This window comes from Sporosarcina luteola (assembly GCF_023715245.1).
Classification (GTDB): domain Bacteria; phylum Bacillota; class Bacilli; order Bacillales_A; family Planococcaceae; genus Sporosarcina; species Sporosarcina luteola_C.
The window spans coordinates 448,879-465,296 of record NZ_JAMBNV010000001.1 but is presented as its reverse complement, the minus strand read 5'-3'; the positions used below and the strand labels follow the sequence as shown (position 1 = coordinate 465,296).

Sequence of the window (16,418 nt, the reverse complement as noted above, 5' to 3'; positions counted from 1 at the left end):
CATATGAATCTAGTAGTCTACAAGATTCAATATGTATTATACCAACTATACGCATAATAATCTACCTTTATTTTCAAGCGGAATAAATTTACTCTAATAGATAAGTAGATTTAAAAACTTGAGTTTGAAAGTTTATTACTACGCATACCTCGGCACGTCAGCTCTTAAACAAGTATAGCAAAGTTTTAGAAAAACTCAAGCTATATTAATCTATCTTCTGAAAATTCTTCTATTGTGCGATGTGTAGGCATTATCTATTAATCTAAATGGAGGATTCGAAAATGAAATATCGTTTTTCTGAAACAGGGCATGTAAAAAGGCCGACAAAAATGCCGGCCTATCTTGTTAAATCTATTATTATTACTTACACATCGGACTGTTTTTCGAATCCCCTAACACGTACACTTCAAATCCAGCTGCTTGCCATTTTTCTCGGTCGATGCATTGTTTTGTATCGATGATGATTTTACTTTCCATTACATCGGCAATTTCTGCTGGATTAAGATTCTTGAATTCATTATGGCTTGTTAAAATGATGGCTGCTTGAGCCCCTTCCAATGCTTCACCCATGTTTTGCGTTTGGATTTCCAAATTGTTCTTTTTAATATGCGGGTCGAATGCAAAGATATTCAAAGCCCTCTTTTGTAATTCCTCTACGACGTCGATGGATGGACTTTCCCTCATGTCGTCGATATTGCCTTTGAAGGCAAGACCAAGTACTGCCACCTTCGCATCAGTCGTCTCAATCCCTTTCGCCTGCAAGATTGTCGTAAGCAGATCGGCCGTGTAGGCTGGCATACCATCATTCGTCTTGCGTGACAGGTTGATGATCTTGGCGATTTCCGGATTTAATTCAACAAGGAACCATGGATCGACGGCGATGCAATGCCCTCCGACGCCTGGTCCTGGCTGATGGATATTCACCCGCGGGTGGAAGTTAGCGAGACGGATTGCCTCCCAGACATCTACGCCGATCGTTGCGGAAAGCTTCGCAAGCTCGTTCGCTAATGCAATATTTACATCGCGGTACGTGTTTTCCATCACTTTGACGAGCTCTGCAGTCGTATCGTCCGTCTCGTGCATATGCCCTTTGACGAATGAACGGTAAAGATCCGATGTCATTTTTGCGGATTCTTCGTTGACTCCCCCGATGATACGGTCATTTGAGATGAGTTCTTCGAATACACGGCCAGGAATAACCCGTTCAGGTGAATGGGAGACAAATAGTTCCGTCCCGATTTCGAGTCCAGTCGGGATGAGCTCCGGAATGACGACGTCTTGAACGGTTCTTGGCGGAACTGTCGACTCAAGAATGACGAGGTTCCCTTTTTCAACGAATGGAGCGATTGCTTTCGCCGCACTTCGGATGTATTCGAGATTAGCTGTTTTGTCTTCTCTGATCGGCGAAGGCACTGCCAGGATGAATACATCCGCCTTTATCGGTGTAGTGGAAACTGTGAACATGTTTGAGTCGATTGCTTCATCTAAACGTTCTTGCAAACCGTTCTCTTCTATATGAAGCTGTTTGTTGCGGATGCTTTCCACTACGCTTTCATTGATATCGACACCGTGCACTTTATGTCCGTGGTTGGCAAACATGACTGCTGTCGGTAATCCGATATATCCTAGTCCGATTATGCAAATTGACTTTTTCATATTGAAAGACTCCTTACTATTTTTAGTTTCTTCTATTAAATAAGATGTTCATCAGGAAGAGGGGCAAGTTCATTTGGCGCTTGATCCGTTTTGGATCGCTTGCCAGCCGATAAAGCCATTCGGTACCTGTATTCCTGAAGAGTGCGGGTGCCCGTTTGACGGTTCCGGAGAAGACGTCGAAGCTGCCGCCGACCCCTTGAAATACTAAGACGTTCTTCAGCTTATCCATGTTTCGTCTTATCCAAAGTTCTTGCTTCGGACTGCCGAGAGCGACAAATATGATTTTAGCACCGCTATCGTTAATGCGCTGTATGAGTGCTTCTTCATCTTGTTCGTACCCATCTGTCATTCCTGCAATCGTGATACCGTGGTGTTGTTGTTTAATATTATTGGCCGCTTTTTCGACTACCTCTTTTTTTGCACCATATAAATAGACGGGATGGTGTTCATCTGCGGCGAATTTCAGCAGCCTCGCCATCATGTCTACACCTGTGACGCGGGAATTAATCTTCCCTTTTTTCATTTTGGATGCCAGCAATATGCCTACGCCGTCCGCTATTTGAAACGTCGACCCGTTAATAAGATCCTTCACTTCCGGGTTCTTTTGTGCTGTCATCACTTTTTCCGGGTTGACGGCGATGATTGTGGACTGTTCTCCGGCTGCCATCCGGGTTTTTATTTCCGTAATGATTCCTTCATATGTAAGAGGCGACACATGGACGCCAAGGTACGTTTCTTTCATTGTCTGACCCTCGATTCGTTGCATTCAATTGTATAAGTATAGCAGAAACCCAAAGCGGTTGCATAGCCATTGGGAACGATGATAGAATGAGTAAGAATTAACGATATAAGTAATTTGTTGAGAGATGACTTTTCATTTAAAGAAGAGGGCAACATTTTCATTCAGTAATTCGTCCCATATAAAAAGTCGACTTACATTTATTTATAACTATGCTTTCACGGCTTCGTGGAAGCTTTTGTTTTGAGGAGGATATCCATTGAAAATAGTGATTTCAGGTTTTTACGGACTTGGAAATACAGGTGACGAGGCCATTTTGAAGGCCATTGTCGATAATTTGCGTGACGAACTGGACAATCCAGATATAACCGTCTTTTCGTTGTCACCTGCTAAGACATCGAAGGAACATGGCGTAAAATCGGTTTACAGGGGCTGGCGTCATGAGAACAAGGAAAAGGTGAAGGCGCTGCGGAATGCGGATCTGTTGATATCCGGAGGCGGCGGGTTGCTTCAGGATACATACCCGACGAAGTTTTTATTCGGACCACTTCCTTATTACTTGCTTATCGTTCTACTGGCGAAGCTATGCGGAACGAAGGTCATGTTCTTTTCGCAAGGAATCGGTCCTGTTACAAGCAAGTGGGGCAAATTCCTGATGCGGTTACTCGCCAATAAGGCTGATTTCATCACCGTCAGGGATACGTATTCGAAAGAGTATCTTGAGAATTTGAAAGTGACGAAGCCCGAGACGGTCGTTACTGCTGATATCGTGTTCGCTTTCAAGCCTACCGAAGACAATGTCGCTTATGCTTCGCTCGGATTGAAGGGCGATAAACGACTTGTAGCGGTGGCCCCTCGTCCTTGGTTTGATCATGAAGATGAGTATATCGAGAAGCTTGCATGGGTGTTGGATGAGCTCATTGAACAGAGGGGTGTCATGCCTGTATTCGTCCCTATGGAGCCGCCTTACGATACGAATGTATCGAAAAAGGTGATGGCAAAGATGAAGAATGCCAGTAAGACCCGGCTGTTAGGCGATTCATTCACACCGAATGAGTTTTATAATTTCATTTCCAGAACTGAATTGACAATCGCCTTGCGTTTGCATGCATTGATATTCGCTGCGCTTTCGAATGTGCCGCATATCGGGTTGAGCTATGATCAAAAGGTGGAAAGCTTTTTGAAACGCTCAGGCATGTGGGACCGCTCTTTCCCTCTAGGAGATTTTACGAAGGAAGCATTGCTTGAAAATGCGCTTTACGTGCTTGACCATGGTGCAGAGACGAAAGAGATGATTGCGCCGAATGTCGACGTGTTGCGACGGGAAGCTGTTCGCAATGTCGATTTACTACGGGAACAATTTTTGGATGGAGGACGTTGAATTGAAAATATTATTGGCTACTGCATATGATTATCCCCATTTAGGAGGATTATCAGTCCATATGACAACTTTGAAGGCCGGACTTGAGTCACGGGGCCATACGGTGGATATCGTATCTTTCTCGGATGTCCCTAAGTGGAAGCAGGATGGTGTTGTCCGCGGACCGGCTTTCGTTTTAAATAAGATGAAAAAAGGTTCGGGTTATGTCTGGACGTTGAACCGACGGAAGGACGAGCTGGAGTCACTTATTAAGGAGAAGATTTCGGGCGGCGGATATGACATCATCAATGCGCAGGATGCTTTTACGACGCTTGCCGCGCTTGAATCGGACGTTCCTGTCGCCAGTACGGTGCATGGCTATTTGACTTTCGAGGGTATTTCCAAAGGTACGGTCATGGAAGGTTCCACTGAAGCGGATAAGTTGAAAGAAGCCGAGTGGAAATCCTATAAGTCAACGCGTGAAGTGATTACGGTCGATACACGGATAAAGGATTATATCGAGAAAGAAACAGGCGTTGTCGGCAACATGATCAAGAACTTCATTGACGTCGAATCATTCAAGCCTGAAATTTCGCGTCGGGATGAGTTCCGCGAGAAATACGGCTTTGAGAAGGATGATATGATTTTCTTCGTTCCCCGTCGTTTGACGAAAAAGAACGGTGTCATTTACCCGATTTTATCGTTGCCAGCGGTCCTTGAAAAATTCCCGAAAGCACGTGTCGTATTTGCGGGAACGGGCGAAATGATGGAGACTATGAAAGCGAAGGCTGCAGAGCTCGGCGTGGCTGACCGGGTGACGATGGTCGGCGCGGTGGATCATGCAGATATGATTCAGTATTATGCGTTGAGCAATGTGGCACTTGTCCCTTCGATCTATTCGGCAGGAGTGGAGGAAGCGACGTCCATTTCCGCATTGGAGGCGATGGGTTCCGGTGTTCCGTTGATCGCGTGCGCGGTTGGCGGCTTGAAGGAGATCATCGAAGACGGCGTGGACGGGCTGTTGGTGGAAGAGCAGAATGTCGAGGCGTTGAGCGAAGCGATGATCCGTTTGCTTAATGACCCAACTTTTGGCCAGCAGTTGGCTGACACGGCACGGGCTAAGATTGTTGCCGAGTATTCGCATTTCGCTGCTGCTGAAAAGTATGAGAAGATTTATGAGAAGGCTTTGGGAAAGTAAAACTTGAGCAGGTTCGATGATGTTGATTTGCGCTGCAGGCGGACGCTTTCCGGGGGGCGGGCGGTGAGCCTCCTCGGTCGCTATGCGACACTGCGGGGTCTCACCTGTCCCGCTAATCCCCCAGGAGTCGCCGCCTTTCGCTACAATCAACGGATAGGCTGAAGCAAAATATCCTGCTTGTATAGTTATAGAGTTAAAAAAGATTAAAGATAAAAGATACTTAGTGCCCTCCAGCCCAGGTTGGGGGCATTTTTTTATTCTTGGTTGGTGACTTCCCATAAGAGGTCGAAGATCTCGGATAGAATGCGTTGGACTTCCCGTTGAGCGGTAGGAGTTCCCTTAAAAATATAGATACTATTTTTAAATTTGTTTTATTATGCCAATAAGTCCTTTAATTAAATAACGGCGTTGTTGATGACGTTGGTGCAGGTAGGTGGATAAGACTATGAGCAAATTAAAGAAGGCGGCTTTGTGGACGACGTTGCTTGCTCTCATGTTGAAAGTGTCGGGGTTCATTCGCGAGTCCATTGTTGCGAATGAGTTCGGGGCTTCGCATGAGACGGATGCTTATTTCTTGGCGTTCGGGTTCATTACGCTTGTCGTGGCGATGATTTCGACGGGCTTCAATAATGTGTTTTTGCCGATGTATGTGAAGAGCCGCACGGGGAATCCGGACCATAATGACCGGAATGCGAATGCCCTCTTGAATTGGACGGTTTTATTATTCATATTTGTGAGCGCGTTCGGCTGGTTTTTTGCGGATTGGTTCGTGCCGTTGATTTATAAAAAAGCGGTGTTTGAAACGAAATTGATTGCCGTCGAGATGACACGATTGTTTTTCGCTTTCATGACGATGATTGCGTTGAGCGGCTTGCTCGATTCTTATTTGCAGTCACGCCGGATTTTTGTTCCATCCCAGATGTCGAAGCTGCTGGCGACTTTGATGGCTGCTTTGTCTGCGATTCTATTCAGTGACGTGTGGGGCATTTATTCGCTGGTGTACGGGTTTATTGCGGGGACGGTCATGGGAGTAGTTGTGCAAGTCGTAGCACTCGCCCGCTCCGATTATAAGTGGCAGCCTGTTTTCAATATGGAGAAGACGTTTGCGAAGGCATTTTTAGTGCTGATCATTCCATCGCTGTTGAATTCGGTTGTTGGCCAGGTGAATTTATTTGTGAACAGGTATTTCGCTTCCGGGACAGAAGAGGCGGCGGTTACATATTTGAACAACTCATCGCTCATCATCAGTATTCCGAACGCAATCTATGCGACGACGCTTGCCGCTATCATTTTCACGCTGATGAGCGAGCAGACGGAGCAACTGGATAAATTCAAGGATACTGTCTTCCGCGGGATGGAAATTTCATTGGTGACGTTGCTGCCGATTGCGGTCGGCTTGCTGGTTGTCGGGGATGCAGTCGTTTCTTTCATTTATGAACGCGGGAAATTTACAGCGGCGGATACAGCGAATACGTATCTGACGTTATTGCTTTACTTGCCGATTATCGTGTTCCAGGGGATGCAGCTGATCTTGTCGAAATCGATGTATTCAAGGGGCAAGACCGCTGTTGTGTTCCGTATCAGTGTGACGACGATTGCTGTGAATCTCATTTTAAATTGGCTGTTGGTTGATAAGTATGGATATCCGGCACTTGCGATATCAGCTTCAGTTGTGAGCGTTTATTATTTTGCGGTGTCGATGGCTGTAGTTTATAAGGATTTAGGTGCAGCCGAGTTGAAGCGTGTTGCGCGGATGAGTTCACGTGTTGTGGGACCGGCGGTTGTGATGGGGCTTGCTGTGTGGGGCGCGAAAGTTTTGCTGCATGCCAAGGATTGGTATTCGCTTTATCAGTTGGCCGTGCTTGTACCGATTGGGGTTGTTGTTTATGCGTCAATGATCCGGGTGATGTATCGGGAAGGATTTAATCGGTTTGTTGGATTGTTGAGGCGCGGGTGATAGTTAGTTGTGGATTTTATGCGCGAATATGGAGGTTTATGCGTAGAGTTTTGGGTTTATGAGTGAATGCGGCGGTTTATGCGTGAATGCAACGGTTTATGCGTGGAGTTTTGGATTTATGCGTGAATGCGGCGATTTATGCGTGGAGTTTTGGATTTATGCGTGATATTGTAATGGCCGCGGGTGAATTGTATCTTCCTAGCGAAAACGCTGGTCGCGCCTAGTGCTTTTGACAATTTAATCTTTGATTCAATGGAAAAAGTAGAGGGGATTTCACTCACCCTCTACTTTTTTATTATCTTGTATTCAATTCTGTCAGGAAGTCGCCGCGGATCCATCCGAATTCGATGTGTTCTCCGTTGGCGTCTTTTGTAACGGAGTCTGCGAAGATTTTGTACCAGATGTAGCCGTCTGCACCTTTTTGCTGCTCGACGATGGCGACTGGATAGCCGCTTTCGCCGCTTCGTCCAAGGTCGCGTTCACTGAATGAAAACAGCAAAGTATCCGATGAGACGACCGGCGCCGTTCTGACGTTCAATGATGATTTGATGTTCGTCATGGCAAGGCGGTATTTGTATCCATCCTTGCCGCCCATTGCTTTGTCTGTTCTCCACATATGGCCTGAAATCTTAGCTCCCCATGTAGGATCGGATGCGTAATGGACGTTGAAGCCTGAGGTTTTATTACCAGGTGCAGCGCCTTTCGCATAAGCTGCTCCCGGAGTGCCGTAGTTCTTGTTGGCGTATTCCAATACGAATGCTTCGATGCTGCGTTGCGGGGTAGCGTATTTCTCCCCTGCTTCCGGCGTGCTGTCGAATACCCTGATGCCAAATAGATTGTTTTTTTCGAGTGCGTTGCGGCTCATGCCGAAGTCACTTTCATGCATGGCAGTCGATAGGATGAAAAGACCGTTCACCCGATATTGTGCTTCCATTTCCTTTATGTAGGAACCTAAGCCGCGGAGCTTCGACTTCACGATTGCCCCTGCGTATCTCGACTGCCCGGTGTTCTCTTTCTCCGTTATGATTTGGAGGATGAACGCGTCGATTTCCTCAGCTGTATACTCTGTCTTCGAACGAATTGATTGGAACTGGAAGTACGGATAATGTGTCCCCGCCACTTTACCGGCACCATCCAAATAATGGACGCCATCTCTCGAATAGTATTTGGTTCCGATCTTCATGAACGATGGAACAGGACCGATGTTGTATGCCCCGTAGGCATTCGTTAGATAGTTATACGTATAGTGGAGGAGCTCATTATTGCTGTTTCCGATATAGTAATCTTTTGCTTGATTAATGGATACAGGTCTGAAATCGACTTGATTCTGCTTTACGTAGCCGACTGTGTCCCCCACTTGCACTTTAATGTAGTTTTCCGCGTATTCCAGCACGCCCATTTCACGACCGGCCTCGATATATGTTAGCTGTGTCCCGAAGGACGGGCTGGAATAGATGACTGTATTGACCCCTAGCGGACCTTGGGCAAACGCCATGCCGCTCTTGATGCGAAGCAGTTCTTTGCCTTTGTAGATTCCTTCAGCTATCGGACTAGCGGTAAATGCTTTGACCGCTTCCGCGTACGTATTGTACTTCTTGTCCAAGAGCTTCATCGATTTATTCTCCACAACGGCAAGTTGGAATTTCTCCGGATCCGCTGCGGGTGGTGCTGGTGGTTGCGGAATTGATGGTTGTTCAGGTTCCACTTCAGGAATTTCATGTTTCGCACGGAATGCGAAGAATCGGCTAAGCACAGCTGCGACTTGGTCCCGCTTTGAAAGTCCTGCTGGGTCGAATGTGATGATGGTGCGTGTCGGATCTACTTTCGTCCCGTTCATGATTCCCGCTGCGAATACCGTTTTTGCTGCGTTGATCCCTTCCGTTGAGGCAAATAGGGATTCATCTGTCAGCACGATGTCATTCGCATCGACTGTGATTCCTAAGTGGTTGATAGCACGGGCTGCTGTGACGGCCATTTCTTCCCTCGTCATTAATTTCAGAGGCATGAATTTACCGTCCAATGTGCCTTTCATAATCCCGCTCTTTTGGATGGCTCCGATTTCACCTGCGATTGCGGATGATGGGTTCACGTCCGTGAATTCCGGCACTTCAGGTGATAGTCCCATTGTTCGCGCAAGGAACGCTGCGAAATCTCCGCGATTCACGTCCGCTTTCGGATAGATTTTGCCGTCTGAGTATCCTTTAATGATTCCCCTGGATACCATTTCACGGACTTCTTTTTCCAATGTCAAACCTGTCAATTCATCTGCGTGAGAGACTGACGGTGTCAGTTGCAGCATGAGCATAAAGATGACGAACATCATTGCTAATTTGCGTTTCATTATTTTCCCCCTAAAAGCTTTGTCATCTTTCTATCGGTCTATGAATCAGTTAGTTAAGATACAGACCTTAATTCACATCGATGGCGCTATAAACAGCTGCTGCAAATTCAGCCCGCGTCACGATTTTGGTGAATTCATAGGACGGTGTTTGGAAGACGCCTGTCTTGTCCAACTGCTTTAAAGCGTTGATGGAATCGATTGCCCAATAGGTAGGCGGAATGTCGACGTAGAGTGAGGAAATATAGACACGGTCGTCGACTTTCTTATGCAGATTGAAGGCGCGATCAATAATGACAGCAAGCTGTGTCCGTGTCAGCTTGTCTTCCAAGCCGAATCTTCCATCCTCGTACCCTCTTAAGATGTCTGCTTCATTCATCGCGGCAATATGTGCTGCGAACTGATGCTTTTTGTCGACATCCTTAAAATTCACTTCATTCGTCGGATTCAGTTTCAATACGCGATTCAGCATGGCTGCCGCCTGCCCACGGGTAATTGTTTCTTCCGGTTTGAATTGATTGTTTGGAAACCCGTTGATGATTCCGTTTCCGCTCAGTTTCAAAATGGCGTTGTACGCCAGATGATCCGGAGTGATGTCTTCAAAAGTTATCTTGGGCAATGATGGTTCGGCCGGTGCTGAAGCCGATCCAATCATACGTTTCGCTCCTGCAAAGCGCGGCTCCCAGTACGGATGCGAGAACAGCTTCGCTTTAGCGACGCCGCGTGTTTCATTTTCAGCGGAAATGAATTCATTGTTTCCTAAATAGATACCTGCATGGGAGATTCCCGGTTTGTATGTGTCCCTAAAGAAGAGCAGGTCACCTGGTTGCAGGTCGGATGCATCTACGGGAACACCGTAATTGAATTGCCCTTCCGAAGTCCGCGGCAGCGAAATATTGAAATGGTTAAAGACATAAACGATAAAGCCAGAGCAGTCAAATCCTGTTTCAGGCGTATTTCCACCGAATTTGTACGGAGTGCCTTCATAACTTCTTGCAAACTCTACCAGGCTATTGGTCGATGCTTTTGCATGCAAACTCGGAAATGCAATTGTCATTACTAACAGCAACAGCATTATTTCTCTTATCTTTTTGAATTTCAATTTTCATTCCCCCGATTTCTCACTTGAATGCATCTTCTTGAACCCTAGCCAGGAATACTGCGAAATCCGCCCGGCTCATTTGGTCATTCGGCTTAAAGGTGCCATCTGTGTAGCCGTTTGTGATTTTGGCAGAGACTAGTGCATTCACTGCGCTGTAGGAAGCCATTGAAGGATGACTGTCTGTGAATCTATTGACATTATCTGATTTCAGCTTAAATGCGTTTGAAATGAGAATTGCCATTTCACCGCGTGTCACTTTTTGTTCGGGCTTGAATGTCCCATCTTTGAATCCGGAAAGGATCTTTTCTTCCTTTAAAGCTTGAATATAGCCCCCGGCGAAAGAAGTCGGTGAGACATCCTTAAAGGCAACCGCCGTAGCTTTTTCCGGATAACCGAGCGCCCTGCCGATAATCGCTGCCGCCTCTGCTCTTGTAATGTTTTCGTAAGGGCGGATTGTGCCGCCCGGGAAGCCTTTCAATTGGCCTTTATACGTGAGGAATCCGATTGAACCTGCAAATCGTTGACTGTTGTTCATATCCGTGAAAACAGGCGATGGCATTTTGTATATCTTCTTTTCTTGCCAAACTGCGCCTTGGTCGATCTTTGTCTTCACCAGAACTTCAAGATCACCAGCGACTCCATAGATCTCCCACTTTCCATCAGTTCGATGCAGAACGTTGGCTCCGTCGATTTGAACGTCCTTGTTTCCGCTATATTGAAGCGTCAATTTACCGGGTTCCGATTGCACTGTAAAATCAACCGTATTATCAAAGGAAGGTTTGTATTGGATGAGGCCATGACCAAAAACGTCATCTCTCCCTTCCTTTCCGAGGTCCTTGGCAGTTCTCGCAATCAGCTGGCGCAATTCGTCATTATTCATGTGTGGAAATCGTTCTTTATAGAGTGCTAGGATACCCGATACATGCGCAGTAGCCATAGATGTCCCAGAAAGACGCGTATAGCCATCCGCTTTTCCGTCCTCGAAATCCCATTTCATCGGGTATGTGCTGAAAATGGACGCACCAGGGGCTGCAATCTCAATTTCCTTTCCGACCGCGCTATTTTTCAGCTTTGTCAAGTCAGCATTGACTGCTGCTACAGCGATAACAGAATCATATTTTGCTGGGTACATGACCGTGCTATTCGCCTGGTCGCCATTATTTCCGCCGGATGCGACAATGAGGACGCCTTGTGCATATGCTTTTTGAAGCGCTTTTTCAAGTGCGGGATCATCTTGGTCTGTTGTAATGCTCAAATTCAGAATATCGATTTTTTGCTTCATCGCCCAATCGATTCCGTCTATTAAACTATTGGTCGTTCCGACTCCGAAACTATTAAGCGCCTTGATGCTATAAAGTTCGACGGAGGGGGCAATCCCTACAATGCCCGTCTGATTGGACAGTGCAGCTATGACGCCCGCGACATGGGTCCCGTGGCCATTGTCATCGTCATAGGAGACGACCATTGCGCATTCCGTTTTCATGGAACAATAACCTCCTTTGACACGGAGGTCACGATGTTTCACGTCGATTCCGGAATCAAGGACTGCAACCTTAACGCCTTTACCAGTATAAGGGGAAGTGCTGCCTCTTGTGGTGTTGATCAGCGTGCTGGAGGCAAGATCTTTTTCAGTGCTTTTTTGATATGATCTGTTGCTTTGGATTACGATATTCGGAAATGCTTTTTCCAACTTGGCGAGCTCGGCGCTTGATAGCGAGACAGATAGTATATCGAGTGATGGATACATTTTTTCGATGTGCATGCCACTTTCCTTCATATACTCCATCAGTTCGGCCTGTTTTCCACCGCTTATTAGATACTCACCCTGCTGCTCCTGAGCCATCGTCTGGAGTTGCAATGCGAATATAAGCGTTAATGCGATTGCAATGGATGTAATATATTTCTTCATTGCCTTCACCGTCCTCTTCAAAATAACTATAAAAGAAGCCCTCTAGAACGAAATTCCAGTAGGGCTGTTAATTTACTTATTAATGATATTTTTTAGATGGGGTCGCATTGTATTTCGAGTAAAGAGGCGATACCTCTGAACGACCCTCATAGTGATACAGATAATCGAGAGTCCCTAGAAACACTGCTTTTGCCATTGTTTCACGATGTGCAGGAGATTTGATGTACTGTGCATCTTTTGCATTGTCGATGAAACCGACTTCAATCAATGTTGCAGGCATCGTATTTTCACGGATGACATGCAGTGATTTGCTTTGGACGCGTCGATCTGGAAGATTCCAAGCTTCGAGCATCCTATTCTGGATATACGTTGAAAGGGCTTTGGATTCTGACACGTTCGGATTACGGGCAGCACTGTAATAGAATGTCTCTATGCCGGAAGCTTTTCCGTTAAATGCATTGGCATGTACACTTACAAATAAGTCCGCCTTATTTCTCTGTGCAAATTGAACACGCTGTGAAAGTTCAAGGAAAACGTCTGTCTCCCGCGTCAGCTTGATATTGATCGGTGTGCCTTGGAAATAGTTTTTCATCCGTTTCGAGATATCAAGGACGATGTCTTTTTCACGCATACCATTTCCAGCTGCTCCGGGATCTTTTCCGCCATGACCCGGGTCAATGACGATCGTCAGTTGATTCAGAGGCTTTTTGCCACTGATGGGACCAGTGACGGGACCAGTGATGACACTAATCGGATCTTTGATATTACTAATTGAAGGCTGATCGGTGGATAGGTAATCACCATGAATGAAACCAGAGTCATTTCCAACTTTTGCATAAACCCAGTTTCCAACAGTGTACGTAATGTCAACCGGGTAGCCACTGAATAATTTCATTGTTACATCATAGCCTTCAGATGGGCCTGTCCTCATGTTGAGGGATGTGTCTTCATTTACATCGACATACATTGATGTGGCTGTCATATCTTGGCTTTTCGTACGGAAATCAGCATTGACGGCGCGGGCTAGGAATACAGCGAAATCGCCACGTTTCATAAGCTCCTCGGTACCGAAGTTCCCTTTACCTATTCCTTCTGAAATACCTTTGGCCATGAATTCTTGTGCCGCTGCATTCGTCGTATCGGATTGGTAACCGAATGCCCTGCTGATGAGCAAAGCCATCTCTCCGCGTTTCAATTGCTTTTCAGGCATGTACAAATATGTTCCGTCTTCCTGTTTGTATCCGAAAATGATGCCACGATTCACAGAGTCTTCTATGTATCCTGACGCAAAGTGATCGGTTGGAACATCCGGAAATCTAGTATTGACAGGGGCTCCTTGCAATTGGACCGCTTTACCGATCATCGCTGCGGCATGCGCCCGTGTCATAGGTGCATCGGGGTCAAATCTGCCTGGGATGTCGAATGTTGTTATATTGCCTTGCTGAAGATAGCTAATCTCTGTATATGCTCTATGTGTAGCAGGGATATCCACAAAACCGGAAGCAGCTGAGGCATATTTAGGTGTGAAAAGGTCCAATGAAAAAATCAATAGAAGCGACAACAAAAACAAAACAATTTTTTTCATCTAAGACTGTACTCCTTTGTGGAAAATGTTTCTCTTAGTCTACCATATCGAATCTGATAATAATATGTTTCATTCGGACTAATTTCAAATTTCTTGGGATTTTGTGTCTAAAAGGGGTGCCGAACGGGTATGGAATGAGATGTAATAGGTCGCATTTAGGCGATTAGGATAAAAGATTGGTGACTAGATATCAAAAAAGCCCTGCTCCAGTCGAAATGGAGCAGGATTTTCTATTTTCATCTTATTATTTTTTGTAGCCGTTTTGTTGTGTTGCTAGAGTTGTGTCGATGATGCGACCTTCAACAGTTGGATTGACCTCTTTTCCAAGGGTCTTTACATATTCTATGAAGTTTTCATAGTCTACGAATCCTGGCTCGGATACTTTGCCGGCTTTGTATGCATTGCCAAGTTGTTCGAATCCGTCTCCGCCTTTAGCAGTGAATGAATTCGTAGCGATAGTATATGTTTTTGTTTTATCGAGATCCACATATTTGCCGCCTTCAAGTACTTGAGCAGTTTGGACGCGCTCCCCTTTTGCTTTCGAGCTGTCATACGTGAATTTCATGCCCGAAACATGCAGGAATGCACCGTTTTCCTTCAATCCTTTTCCACCTTCGATTGCATCTGCCCCTACGCTATGTTCAAGTGTCTTCAGAAGATCCGCACCTGATAGTTCTACGATTGCCAATGCGTTTCCGAATGGCATAACTTTCAGTACATCTCCGTTTGTAATGTCGCCAGCATCAATCGATGTACGGATGCCGCCCCCGTTTTGGATTGCAATTGACGTCTTGTCGTTGATAGACTTCGCTTTCCAAAGCATTGCGTCAGTCATTAAGTTTCCTAGATTCGTTTCATTATGGCGGACGCTTGAAACTCCTGTATTATCGGAATCCCGTTTTCCGTCAAGCAGAGCTTTTGCAGTAACGCCGATGGAAGTTTTTTTAATTTCATTCACCTTCGCCGTAAATGGTTCCAATACTTTCGCTGCTTCTTTGTCCGCAGCAATCGGGAAGTCTTTCACGGTAGGATCAGTTGCGATCAACTTTCCAGCGTGTGAATAGATTTCGCCTTTGGAGTTGAACTTAACGTCCAATGTACCGAGCGCTTTTGCGTATTCATGTGCTTGGACGATGATTGTCACGCCTTTGCCTTCGTTTACGACTTTTGGTTCACCGATGGAAGAGTGTGTATGTCCTCCGACGATGATGTCGATGCCTGCAACTTGTTTCGCAAGCTCTTGGTCATTGTCCCATACGAGTGAATCGTCGTATCCGATATGTGTGAGTGCAATAATTTTGTTAACACCCTGATCTTCGAATGCCTTTACTGAAGCTTTTGCACGGTCGATATAGTTTTCAAATTTCACATCGCCTGTGCTTGAAATGGTAGGCGTTTCTTCAGTTGTGAGACCGAATACGCCGACTTTTTGACCGTTCACATTGATGACAATACCGTTATAGATATGACCGTCTTTATAGTTGTCTGATACTTTTCTTGTTTGCAGCCCGTCGAACAGCTTGTCCTTCGTGAAGTCAACGTTTGCTGAGACGAACGGGAATTTCGCTGCTTTCACGAATTCCTGAAGCTTTTGATGCCCTTCCTTCGTGCTTCCCAAGTCGAACTCGTGGTTACCGAATGTCATTGCGTCGAAACCGAGTTGGTTCATCATCGCAACGTCAGCAGCCCCATGGAATGCGTTGAAGTAGAGGTCGCCTGAGAATGCATCCCCGGCATGAAGGAGAAGATTGTTCTTATGTTTGCTTCTTAATTCATTGACGACTGTCGACACATAAGGAAGCGGATCCAAATATGCGTGATGATCGTTCATATGCATGACCATCAAGTCGATGAAACCAAGACCCTCTTGTGAGCGGAACAGGAACAATGCCATTTCCCCACGAGTGACATTGTCATACGCTCCGAAGTTTGTATCTGTCTTCCCTTGTGTGATGCCAGCCTTCACAAGTGCTTCGACATATTTCGAGAAATTTGAATTGACGTCTTTGAATTTTGTTGACTTCACATTATTATCGATTGAAAGATTTGCAGCATTTGCAAGCACTTTTGCCATTTGGTTACGTGTCAATAACTCGTCCGAGCCGAATTCGTTGGCATTCAGGCCATCGATGATTCCTGCTTCGACAAGCGCATTGACTGCCCATTTTGCTCGAAGTGGCACGTCTTTGAACCCAGCATCTTTATATGTTTTGCTAGCATCAAACCCGAGTGCCGTCGCGATCTGAACTGCTGCATCCGCACGTTTGACTGAATCTGTCGTGCCGAATTGGTCAGGTGTGTATCCTCTCGAGATGCCGTGTGTGTACAAGAAATCTACCGCATTTTGATAGTTTTTTGATACGTCCTTAAATGTAGCTGTAGCGGCTGAAGCTGACGGAACTGCTGCCGCAGTAACGACTGCTGCTGCGATGATCGATGTTGCTAGAAACTTTTTACTTTGAACTGGTTTGCGCAAATTATTTCCCCCTCTTTCAATGTTTTTAAAGATTCATAACTATTTTACCATTGTTCCGATTATTGCACTATGAGGAATGTTAGATTTTGCAAAAAGAC

The 16,418-nt window shown here is 45.8% G+C and carries 10 protein-coding genes; 3 read left to right on the top strand and 7 right to left on the bottom strand.

The annotated features are described in order from the left end of the window. Positions 1–360 precede the first annotated feature (360 nt). Both M3152_RS02285 and M3152_RS02280 read right to left on the bottom strand, forming a co-directional pair. A complete protein-coding gene (locus tag M3152_RS02285) occupies positions 361–1,656 on the bottom strand; it encodes a nucleotide sugar dehydrogenase (RefSeq protein ID WP_251693584.1) in 1,296 nt (431 codons plus the stop codon). A gap of 22 nt (positions 1,657–1,678) precedes the next feature. Continuing rightward, complete coding sequence (locus M3152_RS02280; RefSeq protein ID WP_251693583.1) at positions 1,679–2,398, bottom strand: WecB/TagA/CpsF family glycosyltransferase; 720 nt, start codon at positions 2,396–2,398, stop codon at positions 1,679–1,681. 256 nt (positions 2,399–2,654) lie between these two features. Between M3152_RS02280 and csaB the strand changes: the two genes are divergently transcribed. From csaB to murJ, 3 genes are all read left to right on the top strand, one after another. Then, the gene (gene csaB, locus M3152_RS02275; protein WP_251693582.1) at positions 2,655–3,776 is read left to right on the top strand and encodes a polysaccharide pyruvyl transferase CsaB; all 1,122 of its coding nucleotides are present in this window, start codon (positions 2,655–2,657) and stop codon (positions 3,774–3,776) included. Position 3,777: 1 nt separating this feature from the next. After that, complete coding sequence (locus tag M3152_RS02270; RefSeq protein WP_251693581.1) at positions 3,778–4,953, top strand: glycosyltransferase family 4 protein; 1,176 nt, start codon at positions 3,778–3,780, stop codon at positions 4,951–4,953. 445 nt (positions 4,954–5,398) lie between these two features. Further along, entirely contained in the window at positions 5,399–6,910 is a 1,512-nt protein-coding gene (murJ, locus tag M3152_RS02265; RefSeq protein WP_251693580.1) for a murein biosynthesis integral membrane protein MurJ, read from the top strand. Between the two features lie 295 nt (positions 6,911–7,205). Here the strand turns inward: murJ and M3152_RS02260 are convergent, their stop codons facing one another. From M3152_RS02260 to M3152_RS02240, 5 genes are all read right to left on the bottom strand, one after another. Continuing rightward, a complete protein-coding gene (locus tag M3152_RS02260; protein ID WP_251693579.1) occupies positions 7,206–9,251 on the bottom strand; it encodes an S-layer homology domain-containing protein in 2,046 nt (681 codons plus the stop codon). A gap of 67 nt (positions 9,252–9,318) precedes the next feature. Next, positions 9,319–10,350 (bottom strand): NlpC/P60 family protein, encoded by a 1,032-nt coding sequence (locus M3152_RS02255; protein WP_251693578.1) that lies wholly within the window; start codon positions 10,348–10,350, stop codon positions 9,319–9,321. A 19-nt stretch (positions 10,351–10,369) separates the two neighbouring features. Further along, positions 10,370–12,259 carry a S8 family peptidase gene (locus M3152_RS02250; RefSeq protein WP_251693577.1) on the bottom strand — a complete coding sequence of 630 codons (1,890 nt, stop codon included), beginning with the start codon at positions 12,257–12,259 and terminating at the stop codon, positions 10,370–10,372. A gap of 79 nt (positions 12,260–12,338) precedes the next feature. After that, positions 12,339–13,844, bottom strand: coding sequence for an N-acetylmuramoyl-L-alanine amidase (locus M3152_RS02245; protein ID WP_251693576.1), 1,506 nt, complete (start codon positions 13,842–13,844; stop codon positions 12,339–12,341). A 244-nt stretch (positions 13,845–14,088) separates the two neighbouring features. Then, a complete protein-coding gene (locus M3152_RS02240; RefSeq protein ID WP_251693575.1) occupies positions 14,089–16,320 on the bottom strand; it encodes a 5'-nucleotidase C-terminal domain-containing protein in 2,232 nt (743 codons plus the stop codon). Between the last annotated feature and the right edge of the window lie 98 nt (positions 16,321–16,418).